A 14,605-nucleotide genomic window follows, 5' to 3' on the forward strand; every position below is an offset into this window, starting at 1 on the left:
GGGGCCCGCTTTGACGCCGGGGTGAGCCCCATGGCCTGATGGGGGGGACCGATGACCAGCGCCGCATGAGCCAGATTCCCGACCACGCTCCCAGGACCGTGAGCATCGAGAACCAGATGCCGGAGGACCTCTTCGAGGCCATGCGGGAGTTCATCCGGGTTCACCCCCAGTGGGACCAGTACCGGCTGATGCAGGCGGCCCTGGCCGGCTTTCTGTTCCAGCACGCCAGTCATGACCGGGCCGTGGCCCGCCATTACCTCGACGGTCTGTTCCGGCGGGAGCCTGCCCCGGCGGAGCAGACGCCTTCTAGGCTGATTTCAGACTGTCTCGATCCTTCCTCTTGAGCGCCGGCACCCTCTACGACAAGGTCTGGGAGTTGCACCGGGTCGCCGACCTGCCGAGTGGAGCCACCCAGCTGTTCATCGGGCTGCACCTGATCCATGAGGTCACCAGCCCCCAGGCCTTCGCCGCCCTCGACGATCTGGGCCTGTCGGTGCGCCACCCCGAGCGCACGGTGGCCACGGTGGACCACATCGTCCCCACCACCTCCCAGGCCCGCCCCTTCGATAACCCCCTGGCCGAGGCGATGCTCGCCACCCTGGAGGGCAACTGTGCCCGCCACGGCATCACCCTGCATGGCCTCGGCAGTGGCCGCCAGGGGATCGTGCACGTGATCGCTCCGGAGCTGGGGCTCACCCAGCCCGGCATGACCGTGGCCTGCGGCGATTCCCACACCTCCACCCACGGCGCCTTCGGGGCCATCGCCTTCGGCATCGGCACCAGCCAGGTGCGCGACGTGCTGGCCAGCCAGAGCCTGGCGATGGGCAAGCTCAAGGTGCGACGGATCCGGGTGGAGGGCGCCCTGCAACCCGGCGTCTACGCCAAGGATCTGGTGCTGCACGTGATCCGGACCCTGGGGGTGAAGGGCGGCGTCGGCTATGCCTACGAGTTCGCCGGACCGGCGATCGAGGCCCTCTCGATGGAGGAGCGGATGACGCTCTGCAACATGGCCATCGAGGGCGGGGCCCGCTGCGGCTACGTCAACCCCGATGCCGTCACCTTCGCCTACCTCAAGGGCCGGCCCCACGCCCCCGCCGGCGAGGCCTGGGAGCGGGCCGTGGCCTGGTGGAGCTCCCTGGCCTCGGGTCCTGAGGCCACGTTTGATGACGAGGTGGTGTTTGAGGCGGCCACGATCGCGCCCACCATCACCTGGGGCATCACACCAGGCCAGGCCATCGGCGTCGATGAAACCGTTCCCACCCTCGAGCAGACCGAGAGCGATGAACGGCCGATCGCCGAGGAGGCCTATCGCTACATGGATCTGAGGCCCGGTGCGCCGATCGAAGGCTTGCCGGTGGATGTCTGCTTCATCGGCAGCTGCACCAATGGCCGCCTCAGCGATCTGCGGGCCGCCGCTGCCATCGCCCGTGGCCGCCAGGTGGCCGCCGGCATCAAGGCCTTTGTGGTGCCGGGCAGTGAGCAGGTGGCGGCGGCGGCCGAGGCCGAAGGGCTGGATGCGGTGTTCCGCGCCGCCGGCTTCGAATGGCGAGAACCGGGCTGCTCGATGTGCCTGGCCATGAACCCCGATCGGCTCGAGGGGCGCCAGATCAGCGCCAGTTCCAGCAACCGCAACTTCAAGGGGCGCCAGGGGTCGGCCACTGGCCGCACGCTGCTGATGAGCCCCGCCATGGTGGCGGCGGCGGCGGTGAGCGGCCATGTGGCCGATGTGCGCCGCCTTGTCGCCGCCCCGACGACCCCAGATCTCGAGCCCGCCAGCACCCGAGCATGAGCGCCACCCCTTTCCCGGCCGGACCGATCCAGCGCTGCGCGGGCCGCGCGGTGGTCGTACCCGGCGACGACATCGACACCGACCGGATCATCCCGGCCCGCTACCTCAAGTGCGTCAGCTTCGACGGGCTGGCGGAGGGCGTCTTCGCCGATGACCGCAGCGAGCGGGCCGGCGATCACCCCTTCGACCGGGCCGAGAACCAGGGTGCCACGATCCTGGTGGTGAACCGCAACTTCGGCTGTGGTTCCAGCCGCGAACACGCGCCGCAGGCGCTGATGCGCTGGGGCCTGCGGGCGGTGATCGGCGAAAGCTTCGCGGAGATCTTCTTCGGCAACTGCCTGGCCCTGGGGATCCCCTGCCTCAGCGCCGACCACGACGCCGTGCTGGCCCTGCAGGCCGCCATTGCCGCCCATCCCGGCGCCATTCTCCAGCTCGATCTCGAGCCACCCCGGGTGACACTTGAGGCCGGCGGTGACGTTCAGGAGTGGTCGCTGAGCCTGCCTGCCGGCCCCCGCCGCATGCTGGTGAGCGGCGAATGGAATGGCACCGCCCAGCTGGTGGCCCATGACGGCGAGCTGAGGGCCACCGCCAGCCGGCTTCCCTACCTCAACGGTTTCGCAGCGGCCTAGAAGGGCCGCTGCAGGGCCCCCTGGGTGGGGTGGTGGGGGATGAAGGGGGTGCCGGGACCCTTGAAGTTGAAGTCGTTGAGGCGCACCCGGATCCCGCCCAGGCCGTCGTAGGGGCTGTAGTAGACGCCGATTTCATAGGAGCGCCGCTGCCAGCGCAGCTCCAGGTAGGAGCCGGTGACATCGCCATAGAAGCCCGAATTGGGATCCACGTTGAAGCCGATGCCGCCGCTGAAGACCAGCGGCCCCACCAGCTGCTGGGACAGGCCGATACCGATGGTGCCCAGGTCGACGGCGCGGTCGAAGTTGAGCGGGCTCTGGCCCTGGCGCAGGGTGATGCCGCCGGTGACGGTCAGTTGGGTGTAGTCGAGGAAGGGCTTCTCGAAGCGTCCCAGGGTGAGGGTGGGGCCACCGGAGAGGCCGATCGTGTTCTGGTTGGTGCCGTCACTGAAATAGGCGGCCACGCCGAGCAGGTTGGCGTTGAAGCGCAGGCCTGGAACGATCGGCACCGGTGAATTGGCCAGGGAGATCACCGGTGGGCTGGTCGTGGGCTTGCCGGTCCAGATCGGGTAGGAGACGTTGAAGGAGCCGATCGCGTTGCCTCGCCAGACATCGAGCAGATCGGTGGTGTTGAACTGGATCGCCTGGAAGTTACCCACCCCCATCCGCCAGTAGTAGCTGCGGGACAGCTGGCCCCAGCTGGGCAGGTTCCCCTGCTGCTCGAGCGAAACGCCATAGGCGGAGTAGACGTCCTGCTCGCCCAGGGAGCCGTTCCAGGTGCGGAAGCGATAGGCGCCGAAGAGGCGGAAGGTGCTGGTGCCCAGCAGGGGCACATTCAGCACCCGGGCCAGGTCGCCGAAGCTGCGGGTGCCGTTGGCGATGTTGTCGGGATTGAGGGTGGAGAGACTGAGGCGGGCATCGGCGTTGAAGCCCAGCAGGGGCCCGGTGAGCCGCGCGTCGAGGCCGAAGTAGTCACCGCCCGCGGCCGGCTGCTCCACGGTGTTGGTGGAGCCCGGCGGCGATCCGGGCAGGGGGTAGGCGTCGGTGTTGCCGGTGTAGAGGCGCTGGACCATGACCTGCGGTTGCAGGTTGAGGAGTCCCTTCTCACCGATCTTGACCGGGATGTTGTAGCCGAGGAAGAAGCCGTCCCGGTCTTGACGGTCGTTACCGATCACCAGGGGATTGCTCACCTCCTCTTCTTTCTGGATGCGGCGTTGGCGGGTGACCCGGATCGGCAGGCGATCCTCCAGCCGCAGCGTGTTGCGGCGGGCCTTGACCAGGGTGTCGCCGTTGGGCAGCAGGGTGATGACGACCTTCTCCGAATCCATCCACGACTGGGCGGGGGTGAACGGGTCGTTGGTGAAGCCCACCCGGTCGCCCGAGAGGGTGTTGGGGGTGAATTTCAGGCGACGGGCCTGGATGCGCCAGCGGCTCACGGTGCCCTTGATCAGTTCCTGGTTGCCCGTGGTGGTCTGGTCCTTGAGCTGCTCGGGCCGGGTGGTGCCGAAATCGTTGGCCGTGTCCGGCGTGGTGAACTCCCGCGGGAAGCCGAAACGCCGCTCGGCCTTGAGACTACGTTCGAAGGTCACGTTCTCGACCCGCTGGGGAATCCTGGCGATGGCCTCGCGGCGCCGCCGTTCCTGCTCCCGCGCGTTGCGCCACACGCCACCCTGGGCCGGGGGCGCGGCCTGGGGCGGCGGCGGGGCCGGCTGGCCGCTGGTGCCGGTCCAGCCGCCGCCCATCGTCACCTGCTCGAGCTGCTGCGCCAGCCCATCGGGCGGCTCGCTGGCCAGCGGTGGGGCCCCCGGGCAGCCCTGGGCGGGCGGCACCGGCAGCGGCTGGCTGGCGATTTTGTCGGTGCCGAAGCGGTAGCGCAGACCCAGCAGGTAGGCGTTGCTGCCCTCGCTGACCCCGCTGAACGTACCGTAGGCCCCGGAGCGGTGGTGGATCCGGCCCACCGCCGACCAACGGGGCGTGACCAGAGCCTCCACCTCAAAGGCCAGATAATTGAGCAGGCGCGCCGAGTTCTCTCGGAAGGTCTGCTCGTAGTTGCTCTTGGCCGTGGTGACGCTCAGGCCCTCCACGAAGAAGACGTTGAGCCAGGGCCGCAGCCAGAGTCGCAGGCCGATCCCACCGGTGAATTCGCCGAAGCTCTGGGCGGGGGTGTCGGAGAAGGGGACCAGCTGGTTGAAGCCGCCCCCCGGCTGGGCATTGGCCTTGTGCCCCAGCAGGTTGGCATCGAACTCCAACGACAGCGGGCCTGCCTGGAACAGGCGGCGCTGCATCCCGATCCCCCCCATGTATTCGGGCCGGAAGCGGCCGCTGAAGGTGAAGGTGTCGCCGAATTCACCGGCATACATCTGGCCGGCCCAGGTGGTGACGGCCCAGGGGTACGGCTGCCACTGGGGTACGGCCGGATAGGAGGGCGTGCAGCTGATCGGCTCCGGCGGTGGCAGGGGCGTGGAGGCGGCCTGCTCGAGGTCGAAGTCCTCCTGGGTGGTGTCCAGATCGATGACGCCATAGACGTCGTCGATTTCCCCTACCCCCTCCAGAAGGGCATAGCGGAGGCGGCTGCCCTGCAGGTACTGCTGGCCGCGCTGAAAGCGCACATTGCCCACGGCCAGGAGGGTGCGGGTGCTGGCCTCAAACTCCAGCCGGTCGGCCAGCAGCCGGCCACCGGCGAGGCGGGCCATGACGCTGCCGGTGGCCACGAAGCGCTGCAGCTGGCTGTCGTAGCCCTGCTGGTTGGCGGTCAGCTCCAGCTCAAGGGGCACCGCGTCGCCCGTCGGTGCGGGGTCAACGCCTGGCGCCGGTGCCGTCGCGGCCGCAGGCAGAGGCTGAACGGGGCCGGCTGGTTCCGGTGGGGGCTCGGCCCCGGCTTGCGGTCCAGGCTGCGACTGGACGTGCGGCTCGGCCTGGGGCTTGTCGTCGAAGGGATTGGCGGTTGTCGGGGCGGCCGGCACGGGGGCGAGCTGTGCCTGGGCGGCCTGGAGCCTGGAGGGGAGTTCCGGTCGTGCGCGGGCCGGGGATGCCGTCAGCGCCAGCACGCCGCACAGCCCCAACCACAGGCCCAGCCCAGGGGTCAGACCTTCAGGGGCCTGGCGACGTCCCGAGCGGGGATGGAGCACCACAGGTGGCGGAGGAGTGGCGAGGACGCGGCCGATCCTGCCATGGGAGTCAGGGGGCTTCCCCCGCTGCGGTCCGGTTGTCGGGACGGGTGGCGGGTGGTGACGCCACAGAGAGGATTCAGTCCTCCAGGTCCTTGCGGCTGGGGGAGCGGGTGGGATCGCTGGCCAGGAAGCCGAAGACGAAGATCCCGATGAAGAAGAAGACGACGGAGTAAACCGAGATCTTGAGAGCGAGCATGGTCTGTCCGGCGGGTGACAGGGAGTGACAGGCGCCGGTACGGGTCTCAATGACCCCTCGGCAGCCGCATCATCTTATGGGTGGTGGTTGGCCATCCAGGCTGTCCAATGCCGTTTGGCAGGGGCAACCGGCTCCGATTGAAACGTTTCGGTCACGTTCCCCATGCTTCGGCCCCTGGATCTCCAACCCCTCTGGCAGGGCGTGCAGCCCGGGGGCGGAAGCGGTCCGGCCCTGGGGGAGGCGTGGGGACGCACCCATCGCCCCGACTGGGCCGCCCGGGGCCTGATCATCTGGCCGCGAGGTGGTCAGTGGCGCCATCTGCAGCTGCGCTGCCCCTGCCCGGAGTCGTGGCGGCCCCTGGCGACCGGCGCCCGGGCCCGGCTGGTGTTGCGCTGGTGGGCCGACCGGGCCGAGCTGTGGGTCGATGGGCAGCGGGTCCACAGCGGCGATCTGTTCGACACCGCCTGCCGCTGGCCCCTGCCCGAGCGCTGGTGGCAGGGGGAGGCCCTGGATCTGGAGCTGCGGCTGCGCAGCCCGGTTCACGACGACGGCGCCCTGATGACCAGCCGGATCGAGCTCGAGCCGCTGGACCCGGCCGATCCCCTCGGCCTGCTGGCTGCCACCGCCGCCGAGCTGCGCGAGCTGCGCCGCGCCCATGGCCGCGCCGAGGCCCCGGGGGAGGGGCTGGTGCAGGTGCTGGGCCACGCCCACCTCGACCTGGCCTGGCTGTGGCCCGTGGCCGACACCTGGCAGGCGGCGGAGCGCACCTTCGCCTCCGCCCTCGACCTGATGGAGCGCTTCGGCTCGCTCCACTTCGGCCACTCCACCCCGGCCCTCTACGCCTGGCTGGAGCGCCACCGGCCGGCCCTGTTCGCCCGGGTCCGACGCGCCATGGCGGCGGGCCGCTTCGAACCCCTCAACGGTCCGTGGGTGGAGAGCGACTGCGTGCTGCTCTCCACTGCCTCGCTGTTGCGCCAGTTCCAGGAGGGCCAGCACTACAGCCAGCGCACCTTCCCGGAGTGGAGCCACCGGCTGGCCTGGTTGCCGGACAGCTTCGGCTTCGCCGCCGGGCTGCCGGCGGTGGCGGCCGCCACCGGCGTGCGCTGGTTCTGCACCCACAAACTGGCCTGGAACGCCACCAACCCCTTCCCCCACCGGTTGTTCCGCTGGCGCAGCCGCTGCGGCGCCGAGGTGCTGGCCCTGATGACGGCGCCGATCGGCAGCGATGGCGACCCGGTAGCGATGGAGCGCTACCGGCTGCAGTGGCAGCAGGCCAGCGGCTGCGCCGACGCCCTCTGGCTGCCGGGGGTGGGGGACCACGGCGGCGGACCCACCGCCGAGATGCTGGAGCAGCTGGAGCTCTGGCAGGGGCAGCCGGTGGCGGCCGGCCAGCGGCACGGCACCCTGCGGGCCTACCTCGATCCCCTGGAGTCCCTGGCGGGCCAACTGCCGGTGTGGCGCGACGAGCTTTACCTGGAGCTGCACCGGGGCTGCGCCACCAGCCGCCCGGACCAGAAGCGCCACAACCGCAGCCTGGAGCGTCTGCTGCGGGAGGCGGATCTGGCCGCGGCGCTGTTCGCTCAGCCGGCCGAGGCCGCCGACGACGACTGGCGCAGCCTGCTGTTCCAGCAGTTCCACGACATCCTGCCGGGCACCTCGATCCCGGAGGTGTTCGAGCAGGCCGAACCCCAGTGGCGGAGCGCCCGCCGCCGGGCCGCCCGCCGCCGCGACCGGGCCCTGGGGCGGGGCCTGGCTGGTGGGGCGCCAGCCGGGGCTGTGGACGCCTGGTGCGCGTTGCAGCTGCAGCCGCTGCCGGCCCAGCCGCGCAGCCTGCGTCTGCCGGCGGGCGACTGGTGGCTGGCAGGGACGGGCGGCGAACGGCGCCTGAGCGGGCAGCCGGCCCCCGGGGGCGGCCAGTGGCTGCAGATCCCCGGCATCGAGGGGGTGGGGGTGCAACGCCTGCGGCGCCAGGGCACCGGCGACGGAGCCACCTGGCCCGTGGAGGGGGCGGTGCGGCTGGAGCGGGTCGCCGGCGAGGGGCCGGAGCGCTGGCAGCTGGGCAATGGCCTGGTGTCGGCGCTGATCGGCCCTGCGGGGGTGGAGCAGCTGTTTGATGCGGCCGGCACGCCGCAGCTGGCAGGGCCGCTGGCCTGGTGCCGCTGGCGCGACCGGGGCGAGTTCTGGGATGCCTGGGACCTGGCTGCCGACTACCGCCAGCACCCGCTGGCGTGGAGCTGGCAGGGGGCGCCGCACTGGCTGGAGACGGGGCCGCTGTGTGGCCGCTTCGTGTGGCGCGGCTGCTGCGGCGAGAGTCCGGTGCGTCTGGATGCCCGCCTGCTGGCGGGCAGCCCCTGGCTGGAGCTGGTGCTGAGCACCCAGTGGCAGCAGCGCCATGAGCTGCTGCGGCTGGAGATTCCCCTGGCCGCCCCGGCCTGCCGCTGGGCGGCCGACACCTCCGGCGGGGTGATCGAGCGGCCGGCCACGGCCCGCACCGCCCGGGAGCGGGTCCGCTGGGAGGTGAGTGCCATCAGCTGGCTGGCCTCGGTGGGTCCGGGCCGCGGCGATGGCCTGGCGGTGCTGCTGGACGGCCCCCAGGGGGTGTCGGCGACGGCCGAATCACTCGGAGTTTCGCTGCTGCGCGGGCCCACCTGGCCCGATCCCGGCGCCGATAACGGCTGGCAGCGCCAGCGGCTGGCCCTGCTGCCCTGTCCCGGCGGCTGGCGGGCGGCCGCCGCGCCCCAGCAGGCCACCCGGCTGCGGGAACCGCTCTGGTGCCGGCCGGTGGCGGCGGCGGCCTCAGGCGAGCCAGCCGGACTCGGCGCAACGTTCTTCCCCGCGCTTGGGGACGATCTGCAACTGGTGGCCCTGCGGCCGCTGCCGGCGGAAGGCATCCAGGCGGGCATGGGGGAAGTGCTGCTCAGCGTGCAGAACCTGGGCCCCTGCCGGCGCCACCTCAGCACCGGGCCCAACTGGGATGTGCTGGAGCGCTGCGACGGCCTGGGCCAGGGGCTGGCGGACGACGGCAGCGGGGATCACCTGCTGCTGGGCCCCTGGCAACTGGGGCATTGGAAGCTGAGGCGCGGCCGGACGTAGAAGGCCGCGGCGGCTCAGTCCTCGTGATCGTCGAAGGGATCGGTGAGGCCCTTGGACGGGGGGCCGAAGGCGGTGTACACGCCGAAACCGGTGAGAGCCAGCAGCACGGCGAGCACCGTGAGGGCCACGGAGAGGGCGGGGGACGTGCTGGCGGCGGGATCCATGGGTGTTCTCAGGCGGGGGAGGGGACGCGGGGTTTGCGTCACAACTCTCGACAGCCCATCTCGGTGCGGCCGGCAAGACCCTTACAGTAAGCACCGCGATCCCGTGCCCGAGAGGTCCGAGCTGCCATGGCCCAACGCACCCGTCTGGGAAACCTGCTGCGCCCCCTGAATTCCGAGTACGGAAAGGTGGTGCCCGGCTGGGGGACCACCCCTGTGATGGGCGTGTTCATGCTGCTCTTCCTGGTGTTCCTGCTGGTGATCCTGCAGCTGTACAACAAGTCCCTCCTGCTCGAGGGCATCAACGTCAACTGGAACGGCGTCGGCTGATTCCTCTCGCCCCCTGTCCATGAACATCTTCGGCATCGGTCTGCCTGAGATGGCGGTCATCGCCGCCATCGGACTGCTGGTCTTCGGACCCAAGCGGCTGCCCGAGCTCGGCAAGACCCTGGGACGCACCCTGCGGGGTTTCCAGTCGGCCTCTCAGGAGTTCGAGAAGGAGTTCCGTACGGCGGTGGGCACCGACCAGTCCATCGACATCTCCGGCCCCCCCGCCGCCATCCCGCCAGCCGCCGAGACGGCCGTCGTCGCTGCGGCTGAAACCACCCCCGCGGTGGTGGTTGAGGAGAGCGCCGGCCCCTCCAGCTGAGGGCGATCGGCCGTTGGATCTGCAACTGCTGGTGGGCCTGGGCAATCCCGGCGCCCGCTATGCCGACACCCGCCACAACGTCGGCTTCATGGTGCTGGAGCGCCTGGCCCGTGCCGGTGGCGCCAGCTTCCGCAACCAGGGACGCCTGCACGGGCTGCTGGCCGAGACCGGCCAGGGGGACAAGCGCCTGCGGCTGCTGATGCCCCAGACCTTCATGAACGACAGCGGCCGCTCGATTCGCGCCGCCCTCGACTGGTTCCGGCTTGAGCCCGCCCAGATGCTCGTGCTGGTGGACGACATGGACCTGCCCCTGGGGCGGTTGCGGGTGCGGGCCTCAGGCGGGGCCGGCGGCCACAACGGCCTGCGCAGCACGATCGCCCACCTGGGCAGCGAGTCCTTTGCGCGGCTGCGCATCGGCATCGGTGCGCCGGGCGAGACCCCCGAGGAGCGCCGGGCCCGCACGGTGTCGCACGTGCTGGGCAAGTTCTCCGCCACCGATCGGCCCGTGCTGGAGACGGTGCTCGATGAGGTGGAGGCGGGCATCGACCTGATCCGCCGGGTGGGGCTGGAGAAGGCCGCCAACCGACTGAACAGTTTTCGCCCCGATCCGCCGCCATCCTGAGAGCATCGACAACGTCCCGTGAGCCGCCTTCCCGCCACCACCGCGCAGCTGCGGGTGCTGCGCCAGAGCTTCAGCCCCTGCCTGCTGGAGGGGGAGATCAGCGCCGGCAGCTTCCAGTGGCGCTTCCGCTGGGCCTTCGATCGGGGTGAACTGCAGGTGGAGCCCTCCCTGGGGCGCGCCCTGATCCAGGACGCCCTGCTGCGCTTCCTGCTCAAGGCCGACTACCAGCTCGAACCCGGCGGCGACTACGTCTTCACGGTGCGGGCGTCGTTCTGAGCAGAGGTCTCCCCAGCCGGCGCTCCAGCAGCAGCTGGGCCACCACGTCGTCCCAGTCGCGGGGGGGCTGGCGCAGGCCGAGCGGCAGCAGCTGGCGCCAGCCCCGGGCGGGGAACAGCTCCCAGTAGCGCCGCCGTGCCGCCAGGGTGCTGCCGCGCTCATCCACCACTTCCACCGGCAACAGGGGCTCCAGGCGCTGACGCCAGGGGCCGCTGCCGGTGCCATCACCGATCACCACGGCCGCCAGGGCCTGGTGGCGGTGCCAGTCCTGCAGGCGCTGCCAGGCCGCTTCGGGGGGCAGCACCAGGGCCTGGCGGATCTCCAGGCGCTCGGGATCGGTGAGCACCAGGCCACATTTGCTGCGGCCGGGATCGAGGCCGGCCAGGGGGCCAGGTGCCGCCAGCGTCATGGCCGCAGGGGTCCGGTGGGGGCGTCCTTGCGGAGCCAGCGCAGCTCCACGCTGATCGGGTCGGGGGTGTCGGCGTTCTGGCTGGCCACCGCTTCGAGGTTGGCGGTGACACCGGCGGGCCGCTCAGTGAGCTCGCGGGCGAGGGTGTTGAGGCTGGCTGTATCGAACTGGAGGCCGTTGGCCAGGGTGCCCTGGCGCTGGACCTTGGCGAAAGCGGCGGCCAGCAGCAGGTTGAGGCGGCTGCGCACGGCATCGAGGTCGCGCACGTCGGGCTCGAGGGCGGTGCGGGAGAGCACCTCCCCCTGCTGCACCACCTGGCGATTGGGGCGCAGGTCGGGAAAGGCGAGCACCTGGGCCTCGCCCCGCAGCACGTTGGCGGCCGAGCGGATGCTGACCACCCAGGTGCCGGGGGTGGCGAGCAGCGTTTCGAGCCGGGTGATGTCGCTGCGGGGCACCAGCAGGATCTGGCGGTTGGGGGCCTGGCCGGGCAGCAGCAGCTGGAAGGCCGCCCGGTTCGACTCCTGCAGCAGGGCATCGATCACCTGCCTGGCCTGGTCGGGGCGCTGCAGCTGCACCTTGGCGGTGGCCAGGGGCTGGCCGCTGGCGATCACCACATCACCGCGGCGCAGGGCGATGACATTGGTTTCGAGGTCCTTGAGTTCCTTGGCGCCGGCGGCGATGCGGCGGCGCACGCTGGCCAGTTCGGCTTCGGTGCGGCGGATCTCCGCGTCCCGGCCGCGCACCTCGCTGGTGAGGCGGGCCCGCTCGGCCTCCAGCCGGACGCGCTCGGCCTGCAGGGGCTGAAGCTCGCGGCGCAGGGTGTCGACACGGCGTTCGGCGGCCAGCAGCTGGCTCTGGGCCCGGCGCTGGCTGGTCAGGGCCTGGTCACGGCGGCGTTCGGCGGTGGTCAGATCGAGGCGGCTGCGCTCCAGTTCGCCCCGGGTGCGCTGCAGTTCAACCTTGTTGCGCTGCAAAGCGCTGCGGCTGTCGCGCAGGCGATCCTCGATCTGATCGAGCTGGAAGAGCCCCACCCGCAGGCGCTCGCTCACCAGCAGCATCAAGGCCAGGGAGACGGCGCTGATCAGGCTGCCGGTGAGCACCGTGATCACCACGGCCGTCTTGCGGGGCCGCAGGTTGAACAGGCTGAGGCGCGCCTTGCCCACACGGCTGCCGAGCCGGTCGCCCAGGGTGGAGAGCACTCCGCCGAGCACCAGAAGGGCCAGGATCAGCAGCCAACCCGACACCGTCTGCGCCTCGGTTTTGCGGTGCACCAAGTATCCCTGTCGGTGGCCTCACGGCACCCGGCTGGGGCCGCCCGTTCAGCTGAATCGCTTGGCCAGGGCGATGGGGTCGAAGACGGTGATCTTCTTGCGGTCGATCTGGACCAGGCCGTCGTTGCGCAGATCGCCCAGCAGGCGGGTGATGGTGACGCGGGTGGAGCCGATCGCCTCGGCGATGGCCTGGTGGGAGAGGCGCAGGTCGATGGTGATCCCCTCGCTGCCGGGAACGCCGAAATCGCGGCAAAGCACGAGCAGGAAGCTCACCAGCCGGGAGGACATGTCCCGGTGGGTGAGGGTTTCGATCATGGTTTCGGTCTGGAGGATGCGGGAGGAGAGGCCCTGCAGCAGCAGCAGGCCGACGCTGGCGTCCTGCTCGATGGCGCGCCGCACCGAGGTGGCCGGGGCCGTGACCATCTCCACCCGGGTGAAGGCGATGGCGTGATAAAAGCGGTCTGAGCGCTGGCCGGTGAGCAGGGAGAGCACGCCGAAGAGGCTGTTCTCGCGCAGCAGGGCCACGGTGATCTCCTCGCCCGACTCATAGACGCGTGAGAGCCGCACGGCGCCGCGCCGCAGCAGGTAGACGCGTTCGGCGGGATCGCCGGGGAAGAAGATCGTCTTGCCGCGCTCGATGGTTTCGATGTTGCTGCCGGCCAGGCCCCGGATCACTTCCAGCAGGGTGACGGTGCTGGCGCCAGGGGCGCCCATGGGGGTCACGGATCCGGGGGATCCGCTGGATGGGCTGCTGGGGTAGCGGCTGAAGCCACGCGTGGCGCCGACCATCAAGGCGTGGCGAATGGTTAGGAACCTATGGATCGGCCTGGCTGATCCATGTAGCCAACGACACTCTTTAGCCGGTCGTGCGTGTGGCCGGCGCCGCAGACAGGGCCTGGCGCTGGGCCTCTTGCAATGTCCGCAGGCCCGGTTCGGCCAGGTCCAGCAGGGCGTCGAGGCGGGAGCGGGGGAAGGGGGCGCCCTCGGCGGTGCCCTGGATCTCCAGCAACCGGCCCTGCTCGTCCATCACCACGTTGAGGTCGACCTCGGCGCGGGAATCCTCGGAATAGTCGAGATCCAGCAGGGCCTGGCCGTCGACCAGGCCCACCGACACCGCCGACACCTGCTGGCGCAAGGGTGAGGCCTCCAGCACGCCCTGCTGCTGCAGGCGCTCCAGGGCGGCGGCCAGGGCCACCCAGGCGCCGGTGATCGAGGCGGTGCGGGTGCCGGCATCGGCCTGGAGCACGTCGCAGTCGACCAGCAGGGTGCGCTCACCGAGGGCGGACAGATCGAGGGAGGCCCGCAGGCTGCGGCCGATCAGCCGCTGGATCTCCTGGGTGCGGCCGGAGAGCTTCATCAGCTCACGGCCCTGGCGGCTGGGGGTGGAGGCCGGCAGCAGGCGGTATTCGGCGCTGAGCCAGCCGCTGCCCGAGCCCCGCCGCCAGCGGGGCACCTCGGGATCGAGGCAGACGCTGCAGAGCACGCGGGTGCGGCCCGCCGAGAAGAACACCGAGCTCAGGGCGAAGCCCATCGGGTCCCATTCGAGGCCCACGGGGCGCAGCTCGTCGGCGCGGCGGCCGTCGTTGCGGGGAGTGGGCACGCGGGCTTTGGCAGGGAAGGGGCAGCGTAAACGCCGCCAGTGGTACGTCTGTTCCGAGCCACTACCGATGGTGTGCCGAGCTGGCAGAGGCCGCTACATTCGGGAGGTGAGGGGCTGGGGCTAGCCGTCCGGACCCTTCACACCAACGCTTCCTTGGGTGTCCATGACCGCCAGCCTCATCGACACCACCCACCCCCATCGGCCTGTGGCCCTGGTGCCGCCACTGCGGCTGGTGAGCCAGCCGGAGGGGCTGCTGCAGATCCACACGGCGCCGTTCCGGGGCAGTTTCGCGGCGGTGTTCAGCCAGGCCCTGCGCAGCGCCGGGCTGGGCAGCCGGGTGCTGGTGAGTCAGTTCCTCAAGGGGGGCGTGGAGCAGGGGCCGGCGGGCAGCCTGACGCTGTGCGGCCGGCTGGAGTGGCTGCGGCCGGGCACGCCCCACTGCCTCGATGGGCCGCCGGGCTCCCAGGGGGAGGAGGGCGCCACGGCCGAGGAGGCGCTCGAGGCGGTGGCTGAGGTGTGGGAGGTGAGCCGCCAGCGGCTGCTCAAGGGCGACCTGGATCTGCTGGTGCTCGATGAGCTGGGGCTGGCGGTGGCCCTGGGCTATTTGCGTGCTGAGGCTGTGATCGACGCGCTTGAACAGCGGCCGGCCCATCTGGATGTCATCCTGACGGGCCCCTCGATGCCGGCCAGCCTGATGGCGATGGCCGATCAGGTCACCCAGTTGCGCCGCGGCGGCTGACGCC

16 protein-coding genes are annotated in these 14,605 nt (G+C 71.0%); 9 read left to right on the forward strand and 7 right to left on the reverse strand.

Annotated features, from left to right (window positions below; all coding sequences use genetic code 11):
- Positions 1–38 precede the first annotated feature (38 nt).
- Genes KBY95_RS07295 through KBY95_RS07305 form a run of 3 tightly spaced genes read left to right on the forward strand, consistent with a single transcriptional unit; the run spans position 39 to position 2,418 of the window.
- The gene (locus KBY95_RS07295) at positions 39–344 is read left to right on the forward strand and encodes a DUF2811 domain-containing protein (RefSeq protein WP_396094889.1); all 306 of its coding nucleotides are present in this window, start codon (positions 39–41) and stop codon (positions 342–344) included.
- Positions 341–1,789, forward strand: a complete 1,449-nt coding sequence (gene leuC, locus KBY95_RS07300) for a 3-isopropylmalate dehydratase large subunit (RefSeq protein WP_254964298.1) — start codon at positions 341–343, stop codon at positions 1,787–1,789. The genes KBY95_RS07295 and leuC overlap by 4 nt, the downstream gene beginning before the upstream one ends.
- Positions 1,786–2,418 (forward strand): 3-isopropylmalate dehydratase small subunit 2, encoded by a 633-nt coding sequence (locus tag KBY95_RS07305; protein ID WP_254964299.1) that lies wholly within the window; start codon positions 1,786–1,788, stop codon positions 2,416–2,418. The genes leuC and KBY95_RS07305 overlap by 4 nt, the downstream gene beginning before the upstream one ends.
- Here KBY95_RS07305 and KBY95_RS07310 read toward each other — a convergent pair.
- Both KBY95_RS07310 and KBY95_RS07315 read right to left on the reverse strand, forming a co-directional pair.
- Positions 2,415–5,543, reverse strand: a complete 3,129-nt coding sequence (locus KBY95_RS07310; protein ID WP_254964300.1) for a DUF3769 domain-containing protein — start codon at positions 5,541–5,543, stop codon at positions 2,415–2,417. The genes KBY95_RS07305 and KBY95_RS07310 overlap by 4 nt on opposite strands.
- A 118-nt stretch (positions 5,544–5,661) precedes the next feature.
- Positions 5,662–5,781 (reverse strand): photosystem II reaction center protein I, encoded by a 120-nt coding sequence (locus KBY95_RS07315; RefSeq protein ID WP_015109632.1) that lies wholly within the window; start codon positions 5,779–5,781, stop codon positions 5,662–5,664.
- A gap of 162 nt (positions 5,782–5,943) precedes the next feature.
- Here KBY95_RS07315 and KBY95_RS07320 point away from each other — a divergent pair, with 162 nt between their 5' ends.
- A complete protein-coding gene (locus KBY95_RS07320; RefSeq protein ID WP_254964301.1) occupies positions 5,944–8,874 on the forward strand; it encodes an alpha-mannosidase in 2,931 nt (976 codons plus the stop codon).
- A gap of 14 nt (positions 8,875–8,888) precedes the next feature.
- Here KBY95_RS07320 and psbN read toward each other — a convergent pair whose 3' ends face one another.
- On the reverse strand, positions 8,889–9,038 hold the full coding sequence (psbN, locus tag KBY95_RS07325; protein ID WP_254956694.1) for a photosystem II reaction center protein PsbN: 150 nt from the start codon (positions 9,036–9,038) through the stop codon (positions 8,889–8,891).
- 126 nt (positions 9,039–9,164) lie between these two features.
- On the opposite strand from psbN, the gene psbH reads away from it, so the two are divergent.
- Genes psbH through KBY95_RS07345 form a run of 4 tightly spaced genes read left to right on the forward strand, consistent with a single transcriptional unit; the run spans position 9,165 to position 10,582 of the window.
- Positions 9,165–9,365, forward strand: coding sequence for a photosystem II reaction center phosphoprotein PsbH (gene psbH / locus KBY95_RS07330; protein WP_015109629.1), 201 nt, complete (start codon positions 9,165–9,167; stop codon positions 9,363–9,365).
- Between the two features lie 19 nt (positions 9,366–9,384).
- Positions 9,385–9,684, forward strand: a complete 300-nt coding sequence (locus KBY95_RS07335) for a TatA/E family twin arginine-targeting protein translocase (RefSeq protein WP_254964302.1) — start codon at positions 9,385–9,387, stop codon at positions 9,682–9,684.
- Positions 9,685–9,697: 13 nt separating this feature from the next.
- The gene (pth, locus tag KBY95_RS07340; protein WP_254964303.1) at positions 9,698–10,306 is read left to right on the forward strand and encodes an aminoacyl-tRNA hydrolase; all 609 of its coding nucleotides are present in this window, start codon (positions 9,698–9,700) and stop codon (positions 10,304–10,306) included.
- 18 nt (positions 10,307–10,324) lie between these two features.
- Positions 10,325–10,582 (forward strand): DUF3146 family protein, encoded by a 258-nt coding sequence (locus KBY95_RS07345; protein ID WP_190611239.1) that lies wholly within the window; start codon positions 10,325–10,327, stop codon positions 10,580–10,582.
- Here the strand turns inward: KBY95_RS07345 and KBY95_RS07350 are convergent.
- From KBY95_RS07350 to rph, 4 genes are all read right to left on the reverse strand, one after another.
- Positions 10,560–10,991, reverse strand: a complete 432-nt coding sequence (locus KBY95_RS07350; protein WP_254964304.1) for a resolvase — start codon at positions 10,989–10,991, stop codon at positions 10,560–10,562. The two genes, KBY95_RS07345 and KBY95_RS07350, sit on opposite strands and share 23 nt — an antisense overlap.
- Positions 10,988–12,235, reverse strand: a complete 1,248-nt coding sequence (locus KBY95_RS07355) for a DUF3084 domain-containing protein (protein ID WP_254964405.1) — start codon at positions 12,233–12,235, stop codon at positions 10,988–10,990. Before KBY95_RS07355 ends, KBY95_RS07350 begins: the two co-directional genes overlap by 4 nt.
- A gap of 75 nt (positions 12,236–12,310) precedes the next feature.
- Positions 12,311–13,051, reverse strand: coding sequence for a global nitrogen regulator NtcA (gene ntcA, locus KBY95_RS07360; RefSeq protein ID WP_254964305.1), 741 nt, complete (start codon positions 13,049–13,051; stop codon positions 12,311–12,313).
- Between the two features lie 67 nt (positions 13,052–13,118).
- Positions 13,119–13,862 (reverse strand): ribonuclease PH, encoded by a 744-nt coding sequence (gene rph / locus KBY95_RS07365; RefSeq protein ID WP_254964306.1) that lies wholly within the window; start codon positions 13,860–13,862, stop codon positions 13,119–13,121.
- Positions 13,863–14,025: 163 nt separating this feature from the next.
- Here rph and KBY95_RS07370 point away from each other — a divergent pair, with 163 nt between their 5' ends.
- The gene (locus KBY95_RS07370; RefSeq protein WP_254964307.1) at positions 14,026–14,601 is read left to right on the forward strand and encodes a cob(I)yrinic acid a,c-diamide adenosyltransferase; all 576 of its coding nucleotides are present in this window, start codon (positions 14,026–14,028) and stop codon (positions 14,599–14,601) included.
- Positions 14,602–14,605 lie beyond the last annotated feature (4 nt).

The organism is Cyanobium sp. Aljojuca 7A6, assembly GCF_024346455.1.
In the GTDB taxonomy this organism is placed as follows: domain Bacteria; phylum Cyanobacteriota; class Cyanobacteriia; order PCC-6307; family Cyanobiaceae; genus Cyanobium.